Consider the following 18892-nt stretch of genomic DNA (forward strand, 5'->3'; position numbering starts at 1 on the left):
GGAGACTGCTCCCGCGCCGCCGGCGCGCTCCGACGCCGCGTCAGGGTCACGCCGCGCGCCACTCCTCCGCCAGGAGCGCGTACGTGACGCCGTCGACCCAGCCGAGGTCGCGGTGGAGCGAGTCCCGCACGCTCACGCCCTCGCGCCGCATGCCGACGCGCTCCATGAGGCGCCACGACGGCTTGTTGGCGAGGAACGCGTTCGCGACGACGCGCCGCAGGCCGAGGTCCTCGAAGCACACGCGCAGCAGCGCGCGCACCGCCTCGGTGGCGTACCCGTGGCCCTGGTGGGCGGGGGAGAGCGCCCAGCCGATCTCCGCCTCGTCGAGCCGGGGCCGGTCGGGGACGTCGCGCTGCGCCCACCCGTCGCGCACCGCGAGGTACAGGTCGCCCACGACCTCGCCGTCGTGCTCGACGACGAGGGTCGTGGCGAGCCGGTCCGGCTCCGCGTGGTGCTCGCGCCACTCGTCGACGTCGGCGAACCGCTGCGTGAGCCAGCGGTCGACGTCGGGCAGGCGGCGGTAGGCGAACAGGGCGTCGGCGTCGTCGGGGCGGGCACGGCGCACGGACAGGCGCGGCGTCCCGACGGGCCAGGCGACCTGGCCGAGGACGTCCGGACGGGTCTCGGTGGTGTCGGCCATGGGCACCACCCTGGCACGCGCGGCGACGCGGATCGAGGGGTTTGCGCGCCGGACGTCCGTGCCCGCGCGTCACACGCCGGGCGGGCTCGCGGTCGACAGGGTGACAGGGGCAGGCGCCGGCCGCACGCAGCGGGGGCACCGCGAGAGACCGCCGAGACCCGGCGGCGCGGCCCGGCCGGCGCGCGACGACCACCCGAGACGACCCGAGGCGCGCATGGACACCGAAGCGCTCGGTCCGGCGGTGCGGCGGTTCCGGCTCGCCGCCGACCTCACGCTCGAACGGCTCTCCGAGCTGTCCGGGGTGAGCGACCGTGCTCTCAGCGACATCGAGCGTGGCGCGGCGCTCGGCCCGCAGCACCGGACGATGGTCGCCGTCGTCGACGCGCTCGGCCTCGACGACGAGGACCGGGCGCTCGTCCTGCGCGCGGCGCGCGAGGGCCGCCGCCGCTCCCGGCCGGAGCCGGGGTGGCGACTGCCGCTGCCGCGCGGGGCCGCGGACTTCACGGGTCGCGAGGCCGAGCTCGCGCGCGTCGCCGCGGCGCTGCGCGCCCGCCCGGGTGCCCCGCCGCCCGTCGTGCTCGTGACCGGGCCGCCCGGGTACGGCAAGACGAGCCTCGCCGTCCGCGCCGCGCAGCACCTCCAGGCGGAGTTCGACGACCTGCTCTTCCTCGACCTCGCGGGCACGGCGCCCGACGCGACGACGCCCCGTGCCGTCGTCGCGCGGCTCGTGCGGGCCCTCGGCGGGACGGGGGCGCGCGCCGCGGACGACCCGGCGCGGCTGCGCGCTCTCCTCGGGCACCGGCGCGTGCTCGTCGTGCTCGACGACGCGCGCGACGAGGCGCAGGTGCGCGCGGCGCTGCCCGCGGACGGCCCCGCGGCGGTGCTCGTCACGAGCCGGCGGCACCTCGAGGGTCTCGAGGACGTCGTGCGCCTCGACCTGGAACGGCTGCGGCCCGCCGACTCGCGCGCGCTGCTCGAGCGCATCGTGCCGCGCCACCAGGCGTCCCGCGCCGACCTCGCGCGCCTCGCCGCGCTGTGCGACGACGTGCCCCTCGCGCTGCGGATCGCGGCGAACCGGCTCGTGAGCCGCCCCACGTGGACGGTCGACGGCCTCGCGGAGCGGCTCGCCGTCGCCGACCGCCGCCTCGACGCCCTGGCCGCGGGCGACCTGTCGGTGCGTGCCGCGATCGCGCTGTCGTTCGACCAGCTCGGGCCCGCCGCGCAGCGGCTGTTCCGCCGGCTCGCGCTCGCGGACGGGCTCGACGTCGGCGCCGGGCTCGCCGCGACGCTCGCCGAGGAGTCGTTGCGCACGACCGAGGAGCTGCTCGACGAGCTCGTCTCCCTCAGCCTGGTGCGGGCGGTCGAGCGCGACCGGTACGCGCTGCACGACCTGCTGCGCCTCTACGCGCTGGGCGAGCTCGCCGCGGTCGAGACCGCGCAGGAGAGCGCCGCGGCTCGTCGCCGCGCGGACGCCTGGCTCCTGCGCACCACGGCCCGTGCCGCGCGCTGGCTCGAGCCCGGCGACCCGGGCGAGGGAGCGGCGGACCCCGGTGACGTCGCGGTGCTCGCGACGCGCGAGGAGGCGCGCGCGTGGCTCGTCGACGAGGCGCCGAGCTGGTTCGCGGCGCTGCGGCGCGTGGCCCGCGGCGGCGACCCGGCGACCGTCGTCGAGGTCGCCCGGACCCTGCACCGGTTCCCGGGGCTGCGGCACGCCTGGGGCCGCGGTCCCGGCGCCGCGCGCGTCCTCGACGACCGCGCGACGCCCGCGCGCGCCGCGGACGACGGCGGCCCCCGTCGCCGGGACGACGGGGGCCGCGTGCGTCGGCGTGTCAGGCGACGGCCTCGACAGCCTCGATGATCGTCGCCGCGACCTCGGCGGGGTGGGAGACGGACAGCGCGTGCGAGCCGCCGGTGACGCCCGTCGTGCTGCGCGACCCGGCGCGCTCGGCCATGAAGCGCTCGAGCTCGGCGGGGATGTTCCTGTCCTCCTCGCCGTAGACGAACCACGACGGGACCCGGCGCCACGCCGCCTCCGCGCCGGGCAGGCCCTCGCTCAGGGCGAGCTCGGTGACCGGGCGCTGCTCGGCGGCCATGACGACCGCGCGCTCGGTCGGCACGTCGGCCGCGAACTGGGTCGGGAACGCGTCGCCGCGGATCCGCAGCTCGTTGCCACCGCTCGTGAGCGGGTAGCCGATCAGGGTCTCGCCGAGCGTGCTGCCGGGGAACTTCTGCGACAGCTGGAGCGCGGACTCGCCCGTGTCGGGCGCGAACGCCGCGACGTAGACGAGCGCCTTCACGGCGTCGTTGTCCGCGGCCGCGCCGGTGACGACGATGCCGCCGTAGGAGTGCCCGACGAGCACGACGGGTCGGCCGATCGCCGCGATCACGTCGCGCACGTACTCGGCGTCGCCCGTGACGGAGCGCAGCGGGTTGGCGACGGCGACGACGTCGACCGACCGCGCGAGGAGGCGCTCGACGACGCCGTCCCAGCTGTCGGAGCCGGCGAACGCGCCGTGGACCAGGAGGACGATGGGCTGGGTGCTGGACATGAGGGTCCTTCTCTCTTCGGGGTGGGGAGGGTGTGCCGACCGCGGCGCCACGGCGGGCCCGCGGCACGGCCGCGCGGGTGCGCGGCCGGTCAGAGGGTGCCGAGCGCGGTGCGCAGCACGTGGACGGCCTGCTCGACGGCGGCCGTCGCGGCCTGCGTGGGGCGCAGCGGGTTGAGCATCATGAAGTCGTGGATCGTGCCGTTGTAGCGCAGGCTCGTCGTCGGGACGCCGGCCTGGAGCAGGCGGCGCGCGTACGCCTCGCCCTCGTCGCGCAGCACGTCGTTCTCGTCGACGACGACGAACGCGGGCGGGAGCCCGGCCAGGTCGTCGAGCGACGCGCGCAGCGGCGAGGCCGTGATCTCCTCGCGCCGGTCGTGGTCCGGCAGGTAGCTGTCCCAGAACCAGGCCATGGCCCGCGCGGTGAGGTGCGGGCCGTCCTTGAACTCCCGGTAGCTCGCCGTGTCCTGCGCGGCGTCCGTGACGGGGTAGTAGAGCGACTGGTGCACGAACGTCACGTCGCCGCGCTGCTTGGCGAGCAGCGTGAGCGCCGCCGTGAGGTTGCCGCCCACGGAGTCGCCCGCGACGGCGAGCCGTGACGCGTCGAGACCGAGCGCCGCGCCCTGGGTCGTGATCCAGCGCGCCGCGGCGTACCCCTGCTCGAGCGCCACCGGGTAGCGCGCCTCGGGGGAGCGGTCGTACTCGACGAACGCGACCGCGGCACGCGCGCCTACGGCGAGCTCGCGCACGAGCCGGTCGTGCGTGACGGTGCCCCCGAGGACCCAGCCGCCGCCGTGCATGTAGAGCACGACGGGGAACGGGCCGCTCTCGCCGCGCGGCGTCAGCACGCGGACGCGCACCGACCCCTCGCCGGCCGGGACGGTCACCCAGGTCTCCTCGACCATCGCCTTCTCGACGAGCTGCGACTGCAGGTCGTCGAGCACCTTGCGGGCGCGCTCGGGGCCGAGCTCGTCGACGAACGGGGGCGTCGCGACGGCGTCGGCGAACGCCTGCGCCTGCGGCTCCAGGACGGGTTCGCTCATGGTTCTTCTCCTTCGGTGCGGTTGCGGTGATCCCCTGCTCCTCCAGCGTGGGGACGCCCGGCCGGGGGCACCACGAAGAACCCACGCAGGAGTCGGGGCCGGGCGGCGTCGTGTCACACGCGCGCCGCGCGCGCGGTCGGACGGGGTGCGGCACGCGCGCCGGGCGGGTCCGGTCGAGTCGCGAGGCAAGAGCGGGAGCACCGGGTTTCAGGCGGCCCCCACCTGGGGGTACGCGCCCAGCAGATCGCGGCTGGTCCCACCCGCCGCCGGACCCGCCCGGCCGTCGCCGCGCCCGGTGCTGTCACAGATCGGGACGCTGCCCGGTCGCACGGGTGAGCCCCGTCCGTCCGGCCGGGGTGACGACGGCGCGAGGGGCGACGAGGATGACAGGCGTGGACGGACCGACGGCGGACCTCGCGACCGCGGAGCAGCAGTTCAGCGCCGCGCGGCGCCGCCTCTTCGGGATCGCGTACCGGATCCTGGGCAGCGCCGCCGAGGCGGACGACGTCCTGCAGGACGCGTGGCTGCGGTGGCAGACCTACGACCGCTCCACGGTGCGCAACCCCGACGCCTTCCTCACCACGACGACCACGCGACTTGCGATCAACGTCGCCCAGTCCGCGCGCGTGCGCCGCGAGACGTACATCGGCCCGTGGCTGCCCGAGCCCGTCGACACGAGCGCCGACCCGACGCTCGGCGCCGAGCGCGGCGAGGCGCTCGAGGTCGCGCTCCTCATGCTGCTCGAGAAGCTCACCCCGACCGAGCGCGCCGCGTACGTGCTGCGGGAGGCGTTCGACTACCCGTACGAGCAGATCGCCGAGATCATCGGCCACACCCCGGCGAACGTGCGCCAGCTCGTCAGCCGCGCGCGCCGCCACCTCGGCGAGGAGCGCCGGGCGCCCGTCGCGCCCGAGGCGCAGCGCCGCCTCCTCACCGCGTTCGTCGCGGCCGCGAAGGCGGGCGACGTCGCCGTCCTCGAGCGGCTCTTCGCCGAGGACGTCATCTCCTACTCCGACGGTGGCGGCGTGGTCCGCGCCTCGAAGGTCCCCGTGGTGGGCCGGCCGCGCGTGGCCAAGTACCACCACGCGTTCGCCGAGCGCTTCTGGGCGGGTGTGGACGTCGAGCCCGCGGACGTCAACGGCTACCCGGCCGTGCGGCTCTCGCGCGACGGCGCGCTGTTCGCGGTGCTCACGGTCCGCGCCACGACCGCGGGCATCGACCGCGTGCTGTGGATGATGAACCCGCGCAAGCTCGCGGCCCTGTCCGCGTAGGCGCGGCGTGAGCTCACGTCGCAGCGGACGAAGGGGTCGGCGCGACGCCGACCACACGACGCACCAGCGCGTCGTCGAGGAGCTCGCCGCCGCGTCGCGCGCCCAGGACCGGGACGCGGTGCGCGGGCTGCTCGACCGCACGGCGACCCTCTGGGTCGACGCCACGGGGAGCGACGAGGCGACGCCGGGCGTCGTCGAGGGCGTCGACGAGACCGCGCGCGCCCTGTGCCGGGTGCTGCGCCCGGGCGAGGGCACGGACGTCGTCGTGCGCTCGGTCAACGGCGTCGCCGGGCTCGTGGTGCGCCACCACGGCCGCGTCACCGGCGTGGTCAGCGTCGCCGTGCGGTCCGGCCGCGTCGCCACGGCGTGGGCCGTGCTCAGCCCGGCCAAGCTCCGGACCTGGAACCGCGTCGACGGTCGGGGCGACGCCGCGACGGGCGGCGACGCCGCGACGGGCGGCGGCGCCGCGACGGGCGGCGGCGCCGCGGTCTAGGGTCGCGTGCCTCGACGTGCTCCGGCGCGCTCGACGCCCTGACGCCGCCCGCGCCGGCTCACACGAGGTCGACGTCCGCGAAGAGCGCGGCGTGGTCGGACGCGGCGTGCGAGGGCGCGGTCATCGTGTCGTAGTGCGGGAACAGGGTGCCGTTCGTGCCGCCCCACACGCCCTTGCGGAAGACCGACCCGCCGACGGTGCGCTCGAACAGCGCGGGGGAGAGCAGCACGTAGTCGATCTTCTGGCTCGCGGTGCCGTTGCCGTACGTGCCGGGCCGGCCGTCGCCGCGGAACGCGGGGTGCTCGCTGACGTCGCGCAGGTCCGTCCCCTGGAGCAGGGGGCGCAGCGGCGTCGATCCGGGCGTGTCGTTGAGGTCGCCCACGACGACGACGTTCTCCTCGCCGCGCGCCCGCAGCGCGGCGTAGATCGCGGCGGTGCGCGTCGCCTGGCGGCGCCGGGTCGCGTCGGACTCGGACTGCTTCCCGTACCCCTTGGACTTGAAGTGGTTGACGAGCACGGTGAGCGTGGCGCCGCCCGGCAGCTCGACGACGTACTCGGGGCAGTCGCGGCCGAAGACGAGCCGTCCGCGCGAGTCGCGGTCGTCGACGTGCGAGCGCACCGACCCGATCCGGTACGGGCGCGTGGTGAGGAGGCCGACGTCGATGCCGCGGTCGTCGTTGCCGTCGATGACCATGACGTGGGGGTAGCGCGGGCGCCCCGCCCGGGTGACGCCCGCGTCGGTGAAGTGCTTGAGCGCGACCCGGTTCTCGGCCTCGACGACGGCGAGGACGTCGGCCCGGACGTCGGTGACGACGCGCGCGGTGTGCACCATGGCGAGCTCGTCGACGCGGTCCTTGACGAGGTCCACCCAGCCGACCCAGTCACCGCGCCCGCGCGCGACGACCTCGGTCCGTGCGGTGCCGGCGGCCACGGACCCGGTCCGTCGCACGAGCCGTCCCCGGACCTGCCGCAGCACGGCGAGGGCGGCGGCGTCGGAGCGCAGGAGGCCGAGGGTGCCCAGGTGCTCGAGGATCTCCGCGCGCACCTCGGGCCCGTACGTCTCCTCGGCGAGGAGGGCGTTGACGCGCGCGTGCGCGGCGAGCACCGCGTTCCCGGCCGTGAGCGGTCCCGCCATCGCGCGGGGGCGCTCGAAGAGGTTCTCGACGTTGAACGTCCCGATCCGGACCGTCGCCATCGTGGTCTCCCGGTGCACGGCCCGGGCTCCCGGGTGGTCGCGGACGCGGGCCGGCTCTACCGGGAGGGAGGGGCGTGCGGTGCGGTCCGGGACACGCCGACGGCGGCGCCCGGCCGGTGTCACCGCCACCGGCCGGGCGGCTCGGGGCCGGACCGGCGGACCGGCCCGGTGGCTCGTCAGCGTCGGCGCGGGGCGGGCGCCGACGGGTAGATGTCGCGGAACGCGGGCTCGAACGGGCGTCTGAGCAGGCGCAGACCGGCCTGCTCGGGCGTGCGTCCGCCCTTTGCGGCGTTGCACGGCTCGCACGCCGCGACGGCGTTGAGCCACGTCGTCGTGCCGCCCTGGCACCGCGGGACCACATGGTCCATGGTCGTCGCGGTCCCGCCGCAGTACGCGCACCGGTACCGGTCGCGGCGCAGCAGCGCGGCGCGCGAGTACGGCACCCGGCCCTGGCGCTCGTACACCCACCGCGCGTGCACGTACCGCACGAGGGCGACGGACCGCGGGCGCTGGTAGGGACCGAACGTCTCGCCCTCGACCGCCTCGAGCACCTCGGCGACGCGCCGGTGGAGCATGCGGATGGCGTGACGCAACGACACGCGGCCGAGCTCCTGGCTCCCGCCGAGGTTGTAGATGACCACCTCGCTCATCGTCGCGCCTCCTGTCGTTCACGGGCCGGGACGACGAGAGCCGTCCCAGGACGGTGCCCCAGGACGGCTCAGCAGGTGGACGACGTGCGTCGTCTACCTGGAGAGCGGCCTTCGGGACGGGTCGACGGACCACGGGTTCGTCACGGTCCACCTTCCCTCACCGGTCGTCATGGTCGAGCGTCCGGGCGATGTCGACCGGACGCCAAGAGGCTATGCCTGCGAGCGCGAGACGTCCACGGTTTAGCGTCGGCACGTCGCCGACGCGCCGACCCCGGTCCGGTCCCGTCGGGTCAGGAGCGGCGGCCGCGCAGCGCGATCACCGGGCCGGAGAACAGCGCGATGCCGAGCATGAACCCGACGTCGTACCAGTTCCCGTCGTTGTCGACCTCGTAGATGCTCACCGTGTCGGTGAAGAGCGACACGATGAAGCTGACCGGCAGGATGATGCCGTGCCACAGGCCCCACCAGAACCCGTACCCGCCGGGGGTCTGGTCGGGGTTGGGCCCGGCGGCGCAGGCTCCCAGGAGCAGGATCCCGCCGACCACGAGGGCGGCGACGGCGAGCCCGCGGGGCGCGCCGCGGCGCGCGGGTGCGTTCATCGGTGCACGTCCTTCCGTCAGTCGAGCGCGGGGGGTGCGGCGGCCGGCGGCGCCGGCTCGAGCGGGAGGCGCACGACGAACCGCGTGTCGCCCGGGACGGACGTCACGGTGAGGTCGCCGTGGTGCTTGTTCACGACGATCCGCCACGAGATGTCCAGGCCGAGCCCGGTGCCCTGCCCGACGGGCTTCGTCGTGAAGAACGGCTCGAAGATGCGGGGCCGCACGTCGTCGGGGATGCCGGGCCCGGTGTCGGCGATCTCGATCTCGGCGTGGTCCTCGACGCGGCGCGTCGTGACCGTGAGCGTCCCGCTGCCGCCCATGGCCTGCGCCGCGTTCTCCACGAGGTTGGTCCAGACCTGGTTGAGCTCGGCCGCGTACACGGGGACGGGCGGGAGCGTGGGGTCGTAGTGCCGCACGACCTCCACCCCGGCGAGCACCTGGTCGAGCATCGTCAGGGTCGAGTCGAGGAGCTCGTGCAGGTCGACGGGCCGGAACGGCGCGCGGTCGAGCTGGGAGTACTGCCGCGCGGCCCCGACGAGGGACGAGATGCGGACGGTGGCGTCCTCGATCTCCGCCATGAGCTGCTCGGTCTCGATCGTGTACGCGATCCAGCTCACGGTCCCGGGGAGCGCGCCCGCGTCGACGCGCTCCGCGGCGCGGTCGAGCCACACCTCGTCGATCCCGGCCTGGACGAGCGCGGGCGAGACGCGCCAGCCCTCGGGCAGGCCGTGGTCGTCGAGCCAGTCGGTGAGACGGTCCTCGAGGTCGGACGTCTCGAGCGCGCCCACGGCGTCGGCGGTGCGCGTGTCCCGGTAGCGTTCGAGCGCGGCCTCCTGGAGGCGGATGACCTCGGCGAGCGTGGCGCGGTCGAACGGGCCGTCGGCGATGAGCGCGAGCTTGTGCCGCATCGCGGCGACGCGCTCGCGCAGCGTCCCCGTCGCGCGCACGGCCGCGGCGGCGGGGTTGTTGAGCTCGTGCGTGAGGCCCGCGGACAGGGACCCGAGCGCGAGCAGCCGCTCGCGCTGCCCCACGACCTGCTGCGCGTCGCGCGTGCCCCAGAACACGCCCTCGAGCAGGTGGACGGCCATGGGGAACCACTCGGTCATGAGCTTGGCGAAGTCGTGCGCCTCGAGGACGAAGAACCGCGACGGCTCCAGCGCGCGGGCGGAGTGCAGGTAGGTCTGGGGGAGCCGGTCGCCGAGGTAGGCGTTCCACGCGCCCAGGTACACGCCGACCTGGTGGGTGCGCGAGACCTCGACGTCGTCCTGGCCCACGCGCCGGTAGAGCGCGACGCCGCCGTCGAGCATGACGTAGAACGCCTCGGCGGGCGAGCCCTCGTGGAAGAGCCAGCCGGCGTCGTGCCGCTCGACGTGCCCGGTCGCGCACAGCCACGCGAGCTGGTCGTCCGTGAGGTGCTCGAACAGGAACGTGCCGCGCAGCTCGTCGACGTCGCACGGCAGCCATCCCCGCGCGGCCGCGGCGGCGCGGGTGCCCGCGGCGGGCGGGGTGGTGGTGGGGTCCTCGGTGCTGGTCACGGTGCGCCTCCGGTGGTCGGGTGCGGGTCGCTCGAGGGGTCGGTGCGGTCGGGGGTCAGAGCTGTTCGAGGTAGCGGTGCACGAGCATGACGGCCATCGCGCCCTCGCCCACGGCGGACGCGACGCGCTTGGCGGACTCCGAGCGCACGTCGCCCGCGGCGAACACGCCGGGCACGGACGTCTCGAGGTGGTACGGGGGACGGTCGAGCGTCCACCCCGACGGCGGCGCGCCGTCGCGCAGGAGGTCCGGCCCGGCGAGCACGTACCCGCGCGGGTCGCGCGCGACGACGCCGTCGAGCCAGTCGGTGCGGGGCGCGGCGCCGATGAACACGAACGCCCAGCCGCACTCGACGAGCGCGGTCCGGCCGGTGTCGAGGTCGTGGAGCTCGAGGTGCTCCAGGTGGTCGTCCCCGGACGCGGCGACGACCTCGGTGCGGGTGAGGACCCGCACGCGCGGGTGCGCCTCGACCTGCTCGACGAGGTAGGACGACATGGAGCGCGCGAGCGTGTCGCCGCGCACGACGAGCGTGACGCGCTTGGCCTCGCGCGCCAGGTAGAGCGCCGCCTGGCCCGCGGAGTTCGCGCCCCCGACGACGTACACCTCCTGGTCGTGGCACGCGGTGGCCTCGGTGAGCGCCGACCCGTAGTACACGCCGCGCCCCACGAGGTCGCCGAGACCGGGGCCGTCGAGCAGCCGGTAGGACACGCCGGACGCGAGGATGACGGTGTGCGCGTCGATCGCGGTGCCGTCGGGGAAGCGCACGCTGCGCGCGGGGCCGTCGACGTCGAGCTCGACGGCGTCGCGCGTGGTGACGATCTCCGCGCCGAACCGCACGGCCTGGCGCCGTGCACGCTCGGCGAGCTGGGCGCCGGAGATGCCGTCGGGGAAGCCGAGGTAGTTGTCGATGCGCGAGCTCTGCCCGGCCTGCCCGCCCGTCGCGGTGCGCTCGACGAGCACGGTGCGCAGTCCCTCCGACGCCCCGTACAGCGCCGCGCTGAGCCCGGCGGGCCCGCCGCCCACGACGACGAGGTCGTAGAAGTCGGCGGTCGGGCGGGTCGCGAGCCCGACGCGCTCGGCGAGCGTGGCGTCGTCGGGCGCGACGAGGGCCTCGCCGTCGGGCGTGACGACGAGGGGGAGCGTCGCGGGGTCGGCCTGCGCGGCGGCGAGCAGCCGCGCGCCCTCGGCGGACTCCGACGGGTACCAGCGGTAGGGCACGCGGTTGCGCGCGAGGAACTCGCGCACCTGCGACGAGCGCGCCGACCACCGGTGCCCCACGACGACGGTCTCCGCGGGCCGGTGCCGGTCCGTCGCCGACCACGCCTCGAGCTGGGCGTCGACCACGGGGTAGAGCTTCTCCTCGGGCGGGTCCCACGGCTTGAGCAGGTAGTAGTCGAGGTCGACGACGTTGATCGCCTCGATCGCCGCCTCCGTGTCCGCGTAGGCGGTGAGCAGGACGCGGCGCGCGGCGGGGAAGAGGTCCATCGCCTGCTCGAGGAGCTCGACGCCCGTCATGCCCGGCATCCGGTGGTCGGCGAGCACGAGGGCGACGTCCTCGCCGCGCAGCGCGAGCTCGCGCAGGGCGTCGAGCGTCGCGGGGCCGGACTCGGCGCGCACGATCCGGTAGCGGTCCCCGTAGCGGCGCCGCAGGTCGCGCGCGACCGCGCGCGACACCCCCGGGTCGTCGTCGACGGTGACGATCGCGGGGCGGTTCGTCGCGACGGTGGGTTCCACACGGCCTCCTCGGCAGCCACGGACGGGCGAGTGCCATCCTCCCGCCGCTGGGCCGCCGCGTCCACGGGCGGCGTGGCGCAGGTCACTCTTGACGCCGAGGAACGCTCCGCTAGGTTAGGTGAGGCAAACCTCAGGTCTGCCCGTCGCGCTCTGCGGCGGTCCTCTCCCCGTCCCTGGAGCCCTCGTCATGCTCTCAGCACGCCCCGTCGCGCCCGCGACCGCCCGCCCGACCGCCGCCCCGCCCGTCGAGGCGCTCCTCACGAGCGCGACCGCGAGCGCCTACGCGAGCACCGTGCACGCCGTGGTGGACGACGTCGCGGCGCGGCTCGGGGCCGTGCGCCAGCCCTGGTCGGGCGCGAGCCGCGCGCACCTCGCGGCGCTCGTCGACGCCGTCGACCTCGACGCGCCCGGCGTCGGGACGGACGCGGCGCTGCGCGAGTCGGCCGACCTGTACGCGACCCACGCGGTGTGGTTCCACGACCGTGCCTACGCGGCCCACCTCAACTGCCCGGTCGCGCTGCCGGCCGTGGGCGCCGAGGCGATGCTCGCGGCCGTCAACACGTCCGTCGACACGTACGACCAGTCGACGGTCGCGACCCTCATGGAGCGGCGCGTCGTCGCGTGGACCGCGCGCCGCGTCGGGTACGCCGCGGGCGACGGCGTCCTCACGTCGGGCGGCACCCAGTCCAACCTGCACGCGCTCTTCCTCGCCCGGGAGCGCGCCGTCGAGCGCGCCGCGCGCGCGGGCGGACCCGGGCGGGCCGCCGTGCTGCCCCGCCTGCGCGTCCTCGCGGCCGCGTCGAGCCACTTCAGCGTGGCCCGCTCGGCCCTGCTGCTCGGCCTGGCCGACGACGCCGTGCTCCACGTCGGGGCAGACGCCGACGGCCGCCTCGACCCCGCGGCGCTCGCGGCGGAGGTCGGCGCGGTGCGCGCGGCCGGCGACGTGGTCATGGCGGTCGTCGCGACCGCGGGCACCACGGACCGCGGCTGCGTGGACCCCCTCGCGGCGGTCGCGGACGTGTGCGACGCGACGGACGTGTGGCTGCACGTCGACGCGGCGTACGGCTGCGGCCTGCTCGTGTCGCCCACGCGCCGGCACCTGCTCGACGGGATCGAGCGCTCCCGCTCCGTCACCGTCGACTACCACAAGGCGTTCTTCCAGCCCGTGTCCGCGAGCGCCCTCCTCGTGCGCGAGCGCGCCGACCTCGAGCGCGCCGCCCACCACGCGGACTACCTCAACCCGCGCGAGGACGCCGAGCCCAACCAGGTCGACGTGTCGCTGCAGACGACGCGCCGCTTCGACGCGCTCAAGGTCTGGGCGACGCTTCGCGCGCTCGGCCCCGACGGCGTCGGGCGCCTCGTCGACGCGGTGTGCGACCTCGCCGCGGCCGTCCACGCCGACCTCGCGGACGACCCGGACCTGCGCGTCCTGGCCCGCACGGACCTGTCGACGGTCCTGTTCCGGTACGAGCCGCCGGGTCTCGCGCCCGAGCGCGCGGACCGGCTGGTCCCGCTCGTGCGGCGCGTGCTGTTCGAGTCCGGGCGCGCGGTCGTGGCCAGGACCGTGCTCGACGGCGTGCCCTGCCTCAAGCTCACGCTCCTCAACCCGGCCGTCACGCTCGCGGACGTGCGCCGCGTCCTGGACCTCGTGCGCACGACCGCGCAGGCCCTCGTCGAGCGCGACGAGCTCCTCCACGACGACGACGTCGCGACGCACGCCGCGGACCTCGTGGCGTCCCTGGCGACCGCCGGGGCGGTGACCCGATGACCGCGACCGCTCCCACGACGAGCGGCCCCGCCCCGGCGCCTCACGACCCGGAGCGCGTGCGCGACGTCGTCGGCGTGGGGATCGGGCCGTTCAACCTCGGCCTCGCGGCGCTGTCCGCGCCCCTCGACGACGTCGACGCCGTGTTCCTCGACGCGGCGCCCGAGTTCCGCTGGCACCCCGGCATGATGATCGAGGGCGCGACGATCCAGGTCCCGTTCCTCGCCGACCTCGTGACGATGGCGGACCCGACGTCGCCGTACTCGTTCCTCGCGTTCCTCAAGGCGACGGGCCGGCTGTACCCGTTCTACATCCGCGAGTCCTTCTACCCGCTGCGCGCCGAGTACGACGCGTACTGCCGCTGGGTCGCGGCCCGCCTGGGCTCGCTGCGCTGGTCGCGGCGCGTCGTCGCCGTCGAGCACGACGCCGCCGCGGACGCGTTCGTCGTGCGGGCCGAGGTGCTCGCTGCCGACGGCACCGTGACGGGCACCGAGGAGCACCGGGGCCGCCACCTCGTGCTCGGTGTCGGCACCGCGCCGGTGCTGCCGCCCGCGCTGCGGGCGCTCGCGGACGAGGCCGCGCGCGGCGAGCACCCGGGTGCCGGGCCGCTCGTGCACAGCGCGCAGTACGTGCCGCACCGTGACGCGCTCGCCGCGGCGGGGTCCGTGACGGTCGTCGGCTCGGGCCAGTCGGCCGCCGAGGTGTACCGCGACCTGCTCGACGGCGTGCACGGCGACGCCGACCGGCCCGGGTACCGGCTCGACTGGGTGACGCGCTCGCCGCGCTTCTTCCCCATGGAGTACACGAAGCTCACGCTGGAGATGACGTCGCCGGAGTACACCGACCACTTCCACGGCCTGCCGCTCGAGCTGCGCCAGCTCCTCGCGCGCGAGCAGCGCGGCCTGTACAAGGGGATCAGCGGCGACCTCGTGGACGAGATCTACGACGCGCTGTACCGCCTGAGCCTCGACCGGCCGGTGCCGACGACGCTCCTCACGGACACCGAGGTCGTCGCGGCCCGGTACGAGCCGGGCGAGGCCGGGGACGCGGGGGAGTACGTGCTGCGCCTGCGCCACGCGCAGCTCGGGCGGGAGGCCGAGCGCCGCACGCGCGCGCTCGTCGTCGCGACGGGGTACGCCGCGTCGGTCCCGGCGTTCCTCGACCCGGTGCGTCACCTGCTGCGCTTCGACGAGCTCGGCCGCCTCGACGTCGCGCGCGACTACACGGTGGACGACGCGCGGCGCGTGCACGTGCTCAACGGCGAGGAGCACACGCACGGGGTCACGGCGCCGGACCTCGGGTTCGCCGCGTGGCGCAACTCCGTGGTGCTGCGCACGATCACGGGCCGCGAGGTGTACCCCGTGGAGGAGCGCATCGCGTTCCAGACGTTCGGGCTGCCCGACGACGCCGCGACCCGCCCGGCGCCCGTGCCCGCGGGCGAGCGCGCGGGAGGGGAGGCCCGATGACCGCCACGACGACCGTCCCGGTCGCGACCGCAGGGTTCGCCGTGCGCGTCCGGCTCGGCGCCGGGCACGCAGACCTCTCCCTGGAGCCCGTCGACCCGGTGCGCGACGCTGCGCTCGTGCAGGGCTGGCTCGCCCACCCGCGCTCCGCGTTCTGGCAGCTGGGCCACCTCGACGTCGACGGCGTGCGCGCCTACCTCGCGGGGGTCGGGGCCGACCCGCACCAGGACGCGTGGCTCGGCCGGGTGGACGGCGTGCCGGCGTTCCTCGTGGAGACGTACGACCCGGCGCGCGTCACGCTCGCCGACGTCCCCGCGGCCGTCGCCCTCCTGGAGCCCGGCGACGTCGGGATGCACCTGCTCGTCGCGCCCCCGGACGGCCCGGCGCGCCGCGGCTTCACGTCCGCGGTCATGGGCGCCGTCGTGCGGTTCTGCCTCGACCCCGCCGGGTGCGGGGCGCGGCGCGTCGTCGTCGAGCCCGACGTGCGCAACACGGCGGTCGCGGCGAAGAACGCCGCAGCCGGGTTCCGGGTGCTGCGCGAGGTCGCCCTGCCGGGCAAGACCGCGCACCTCGCCGTCGCGACGCGCGCCGACCTCGACGCGAGCCCGCTGGGCGACGGCGTCGACCTCGCGCCGCACCTGCGCCCCGACCTCGCCGAGCGTGCGCACCGCCACCTCGTCGCGAAGGCGATCGCGGAGCTCACGCACGAGCGGCTGCTCGCGCCGCGCGCCGAGGTCCGGCCGGTCGAGGCGCACGGCCCCGGCGAGTACGCGCTGCCCGTCGCGGACGGCTCGGTGGAGTACCGGTTCGTGGCGCGGCGGTACGCGCTCGAGCACTGGGTGCTCGACGAGGCGTCGATCCGGCGCACCACGACGGCCGGGCGCGGCACGGCGGACCGGCCGGACGACGCGGGCGACCCCGCGGGTGCGGGCGGCACCAGCACGCCGCGCGACCTGCCGGTCGACGCGCTCGACCTCGTCGTCGAGCTGCAGCCGGACCTGAACATCCCCGACGACCTGCTCGCCACGTACCTCGAGGAGGTCTCCTCGACGCTCGCGAGCGCGACCGCGAAGCTCGAGCGGTACGAGCGCACCGGCGGCCCGAGCGCGACCGACCTCCTCGACGCGTCGTTCCAGCAGGTCGAGGCCTCCATGACGGAGGGGCACCCGGGGTTCGTCGCGAACAACGGGCGCCTCGGGTTCGGCCTCACCGAGTACCGGGCGTACGCGCCCGAGAACGGGGGCCGCGTGCGGCTGCTGTGGCTCGCCGCGCGGCGCGCGCACACGCACCTCGCGCTCGGCGCCGGGCTCGACGAGGCGACGCACTACGGCGCCGAGCTCTCCGACGACGAGCGCGCCGCGTTCGCGGACCGGCTCGCCGCGCACGGCCTCGACCCGGCCGACTACCTCTACCTGCCCGTGCACCCGTGGCAGTGGGAGCACCGCGTGCCCATCACGTTCGCGGCCGACGTCGCGCGCGGCGACCTCGTCCCGGTCGGCCAGGGTGCCGACGAGTACCAGCCGCAGCAGTCGATCCGCACGCTGTTCAACCTCACCCGCCCGGGCCGCCACTACGTCAAGGTCGCGCTCGCGATCCAGAACATGGGGTTCCTCCGCGGGCTGTCGCCCGCGTACATGCGCGACACGCCCGCGATCAACGACTGGGTCGCCGACCTCGTCGCCGCCGACCCCGAGCTCGGCGGCCGCGGCTTCACCGTGCTGCGCGAGCTCGCCTCCGTCGGGTACACCGGCGACGTCTACCACCGCACCGCGACCCCGTCGGCGCACCGCAAGATGCTCGCCGCGCTGTGGCGCGAGAGCCCCGTGCCGCGCATCGCGCCCGGGGAGCGCCTCGCGACCATGGCCTCGCTCCTGCACCGCGACCCCGACGGCGCCGCGCACGCGACCGCGCTCGTGCGCGCCTCCGGGCTCGACCCCGCCGACTGGGTGCGCGCCTACCTCGACGCCTACCTGCGTCCGCTCGCGCACGCCCTCCTCGCGCACGACCTCGCGTTCATGCCGCACGGCGAGAACCTCGTCCTCGTGCTCCGCGACCACGTCGTGGTCCGCGCGATCATGAAGGACGTCGGCGAGGAGGTCGCCGTCCTCGGCGACGCCCCGCTCCCGCCCGGCGTCGAGCGGGTGCGCGCCGTCGTCGACGACGACGAGAAGGCGCTCGCGATCTTCACCGACGTGTACGACGGCGTGCTGCGCCACCTCGCCGCGATCCTCGCCGGCGACGGCGTGCTGCCCGAGGACCGGTTCTGGCGCCTCGTCGCCGAGTGCCTCGACGCCCACCGCGCCGACCACCCGGACCTGCGCAGCGGCGTCGACCTGCGCGCGCCCCGCTTCGCGCACTCGTGCCTCAACCGGCTCCAGCTGCGCAACACGCTCCAGATGGTCGACCTCGCCGACCAGTCCGCGTCCCTGCTCTACGCGGGCACGCTCGCCAACCCCGCGGGCCGGGGCGCCTGACGTGGGCGCGCCCACCCCCGTCCCGCCGGGCGGGTTCGCCGTGCACCGCGACGCGTGGGGCGTGCCGCACGTGCGCGCCGCCGACGAGCTCGCGCTCGCGCGCGGCCAGGGGTACGTCACCGCGCTCGACCGCGGCTGGCAGATCGAGGTCGACCGGTGGCGCGCCGAGGGGCGCCTCGCCGAGCGGCTCGGCGAGCCGGGCCTCGCCTGGGACCGGTTCGCCCACCGCGTCCGCCTCGCCGACACCGCGCGCCGCGCCTACACGGCGCTCGCCGACGACGACCGCGCCTGGGTCGACGCCTACACCGCAGGCGTCAACGAGGGCCTGGGACGCGGGCGCGACGTGCCCGAGATGCACGCCCTCGCCGACCCCGCGTGGCCCGGCGGGGGCGACCTGCCACCGCACGAGCCGTGGCCCGCGTGGGCGCCCCTCGGCGTCTTCCTCGTCGCGCACGTCCTGTTCTCCGGCTTCCCGCACGTGCTGTGGCGCGACCACGTCGCCCGCACCCTCGGGCCCGCCGTCGCACGCTCCCGGCCCGACGTCCCGCTCGCCGCGGTGCTCGACCTGCTCGCCGTCGACGGCGGCCCCGGCTCGGGCTCGAACGCCTGGGCGCTCGCGGGCACCCGGACCCGCAGCGGGGCGCCGCTGCTCGCGGGGGACCCGCACCGCCTGCTCGAGCTGCCGGGCGTCTACCAGCAGGTGCGCCTCGCGTGCGACGCGTACGACGTCCTGGGTCTCGCGTTCCCCGGCGTGCCGGGCGTGCCGCACGTCGGGCACGCGGGTGCCGCCGCGTGGGGCGTGACGAACGCGATGGCGCACCACGTGGACGTCGTCGCCGAGCGCCTGCGCCGTACCCCCGACGGGGGTGTCGAGGCGCAGGGACCGGACGGGCCGGAGCGCGCCGACGTCGTCGTCGCCACCGTGCGCGTGCGCGCGGCCGGCGGCCCGGTCGAGCACCGGGTCGAGACGGTCGAGACGGCGCGCGGCGTCGTCGTCACGGGCGGGCCCGACGAGCCCGACCGGACGTTCGCGGTGCGCCTGCCCGCGCGCGTGGACGCCGACCTCGGCGTCGCGGTGTGGCGGCGGCTGCTGCACGCCCGCTCGGCGCGCGACGTCACCGACGCCTTCGCGACGTGGGTGGACCCGGTCGACCGCGTCCTCGCGGCGGACCGCCACGAGGTGCTGTCCGTCACCGCGGGGCGCGTGCCGCGCCGGGACCGCGCCGAACGGGCCCTGCCGCTGCCGGGCTGGACCGACGCCGGGCGCGCCCGGGACTGGGTCACGCCGCCCCCGCCCGTCGTCGTGCACGACGTCGCGGTCGACGCGAACGAGCGCCCCGAGCGACCCGGCACCGACCTCGGCCACACCTACGCGCCCCCGCACCGCGCGCACCGCGTCCGCGCCCTGCTCGACGCGACCGGACCCGCCGCGGGCGGCCGGGCGGGGAGCCCGGCGGGCGGTGCCGCGGACGCGGCGGACGGCGCC

General features: G+C 76.3%; 15 protein-coding genes. 7 read left to right on the top strand and 8 right to left on the bottom strand.

Annotation, left to right across the window (positions count from 1 at the left end; translation table 11 throughout):
• Positions 1–46: 46 nt before the first annotated feature.
• Positions 47–640: a GNAT family N-acetyltransferase gene (locus tag GJV82_RS14935; RefSeq protein WP_155099770.1), complete on the bottom strand. Its 594-nt coding sequence runs from the start codon at positions 638–640 to the stop codon at positions 47–49.
• 214 nt (positions 641–854) lie between these two features.
• Between GJV82_RS14935 and GJV82_RS14940 the strand changes: the two genes are divergently transcribed.
• A complete protein-coding gene (locus GJV82_RS14940; protein ID WP_196217273.1) occupies positions 855–2498 on the top strand; it encodes an AAA family ATPase in 1644 nt (547 codons plus the stop codon).
• Here GJV82_RS14940 and GJV82_RS14945 read toward each other — a convergent pair.
• Positions 2470–3189, bottom strand: a complete 720-nt coding sequence (locus GJV82_RS14945) for an alpha/beta fold hydrolase (RefSeq protein ID WP_024839734.1) — start codon at positions 3187–3189, stop codon at positions 2470–2472. The genes GJV82_RS14940 and GJV82_RS14945 overlap by 29 nt on opposite strands.
• Before the next feature lie 89 nt (positions 3190–3278).
• The gene (locus GJV82_RS14950) at positions 3279–4229 is read right to left on the bottom strand and encodes an alpha/beta hydrolase (RefSeq protein ID WP_155099772.1); all 951 of its coding nucleotides are present in this window, start codon (positions 4227–4229) and stop codon (positions 3279–3281) included.
• 392 nt (positions 4230–4621) lie between these two features.
• Between GJV82_RS14950 and GJV82_RS14955 the strand changes: the two genes are divergently transcribed.
• The gene (locus tag GJV82_RS14955) at positions 4622–5500 is read left to right on the top strand and encodes an RNA polymerase sigma-70 factor (RefSeq protein ID WP_318657689.1); all 879 of its coding nucleotides are present in this window, start codon (positions 4622–4624) and stop codon (positions 5498–5500) included.
• 7 nt (positions 5501–5507) lie between these two features.
• Positions 5508–5993: a sigma-70 family RNA polymerase sigma factor family protein gene (locus tag GJV82_RS14960; RefSeq protein WP_155099774.1), complete on the top strand. Its 486-nt coding sequence runs from the start codon at positions 5508–5510 to the stop codon at positions 5991–5993.
• 58 nt (positions 5994–6051) lie between these two features.
• On the opposite strand, the gene GJV82_RS14965 is transcribed toward GJV82_RS14960, so the two are convergent.
• The 5 genes from GJV82_RS14965 to GJV82_RS14985 form a co-directional block, all read right to left on the bottom strand.
• Entirely contained in the window at positions 6052–7206 is a 1155-nt protein-coding gene (locus GJV82_RS14965; protein WP_318657690.1) for an endonuclease/exonuclease/phosphatase family protein, read from the bottom strand.
• Between the two features lie 158 nt (positions 7207–7364).
• Entirely contained in the window at positions 7365–7838 is a 474-nt protein-coding gene (locus tag GJV82_RS14970) for an HNH endonuclease (RefSeq protein WP_024839729.1), read from the bottom strand.
• Between the two features lie 290 nt (positions 7839–8128).
• Positions 8129–8437 carry a hypothetical protein gene (locus GJV82_RS14975; RefSeq protein WP_155099775.1) on the bottom strand — a complete coding sequence of 103 codons (309 nt, stop codon included), beginning with the start codon at positions 8435–8437 and terminating at the stop codon, positions 8129–8131.
• Positions 8438–8454: 17 nt separating this feature from the next.
• Complete coding sequence (locus GJV82_RS14980; RefSeq protein WP_318657691.1) at positions 8455–9972, bottom strand: ATP-binding protein; 1518 nt, start codon at positions 9970–9972, stop codon at positions 8455–8457.
• Between the two features lie 55 nt (positions 9973–10027).
• The gene (locus GJV82_RS14985; RefSeq protein ID WP_024839726.1) at positions 10028–11704 is read right to left on the bottom strand and encodes an FAD-dependent oxidoreductase; all 1677 of its coding nucleotides are present in this window, start codon (positions 11702–11704) and stop codon (positions 10028–10030) included.
• 187 nt (positions 11705–11891) lie between these two features.
• Between GJV82_RS14985 and GJV82_RS14990 the strand changes: the two genes are divergently transcribed.
• The 4 genes from GJV82_RS14990 to GJV82_RS15005 all read left to right on the top strand — a co-directional run.
• On the top strand, positions 11892–13472 hold the full coding sequence (locus tag GJV82_RS14990) for a pyridoxal phosphate-dependent decarboxylase family protein (RefSeq protein ID WP_155099777.1): 1581 nt from the start codon (positions 11892–11894) through the stop codon (positions 13470–13472).
• Complete coding sequence (locus GJV82_RS14995; protein WP_155099778.1) at positions 13469–14935, top strand: lysine N(6)-hydroxylase/L-ornithine N(5)-oxygenase family protein; 1467 nt, start codon at positions 13469–13471, stop codon at positions 14933–14935. The genes GJV82_RS14990 and GJV82_RS14995 overlap by 4 nt, the downstream gene beginning before the upstream one ends.
• Entirely contained in the window at positions 14932–17406 is a 2475-nt protein-coding gene (locus tag GJV82_RS15000) for a GNAT family N-acetyltransferase (RefSeq protein WP_155099779.1), read from the top strand. Before GJV82_RS14995 ends, GJV82_RS15000 begins: the two co-directional genes overlap by 4 nt.
• 1 nt (position 17407) lies before the next feature.
• On the top strand, positions 17408–18892 hold a 1485-nt coding region (locus tag GJV82_RS15005), incomplete at its 3' end, for a penicillin acylase family protein (protein ID WP_155099780.1).

The organism is Cellulosimicrobium composti, assembly GCF_009711085.1.
Taxonomy (GTDB): Bacteria; Actinomycetota; Actinomycetes; order Actinomycetales; family Cellulomonadaceae; genus Cellulosimicrobium; species Cellulosimicrobium composti.

Coding starts and splice junctions, on each gene's coding strand:
- GJV82_RS14935 (WP_155099770.1), bottom strand. CDS start 640: ATGGCCGACACCACCGAGACCCGTCCGGACGTCCTCGGCCAGGTCGCC.
- GJV82_RS14940 (WP_196217273.1), top strand. CDS start 855: ATGGACACCGAAGCGCTCGGTCCGGCGGTGCGGCGGTTCCGGCTCGCC.
- GJV82_RS14945 (WP_024839734.1), bottom strand. CDS start 3,189: ATGTCCAGCACCCAGCCCATCGTCCTCCTGGTCCACGGCGCGTTCGCC.
- GJV82_RS14950 (WP_155099772.1), bottom strand. CDS start 4,229: ATGAGCGAACCCGTCCTGGAGCCGCAGGCGCAGGCGTTCGCCGACGCC.
- GJV82_RS14970 (WP_024839729.1), bottom strand. CDS start 7,838: ATGAGCGAGGTGGTCATCTACAACCTCGGCGGGAGCCAGGAGCTCGGC.
- GJV82_RS14975 (WP_155099775.1), bottom strand. CDS start 8,437: ATGAACGCACCCGCGCGCCGCGGCGCGCCCCGCGGGCTCGCCGTCGCC.
- GJV82_RS14990 (WP_155099777.1), top strand. CDS start 11,892: ATGCTCTCAGCACGCCCCGTCGCGCCCGCGACCGCCCGCCCGACCGCC.
- GJV82_RS14995 (WP_155099778.1), top strand. CDS start 13,469: ATGACCGCGACCGCTCCCACGACGAGCGGCCCCGCCCCGGCGCCTCAC.
- GJV82_RS15000 (WP_155099779.1), top strand. CDS start 14,932: ATGACCGCCACGACGACCGTCCCGGTCGCGACCGCAGGGTTCGCCGTG.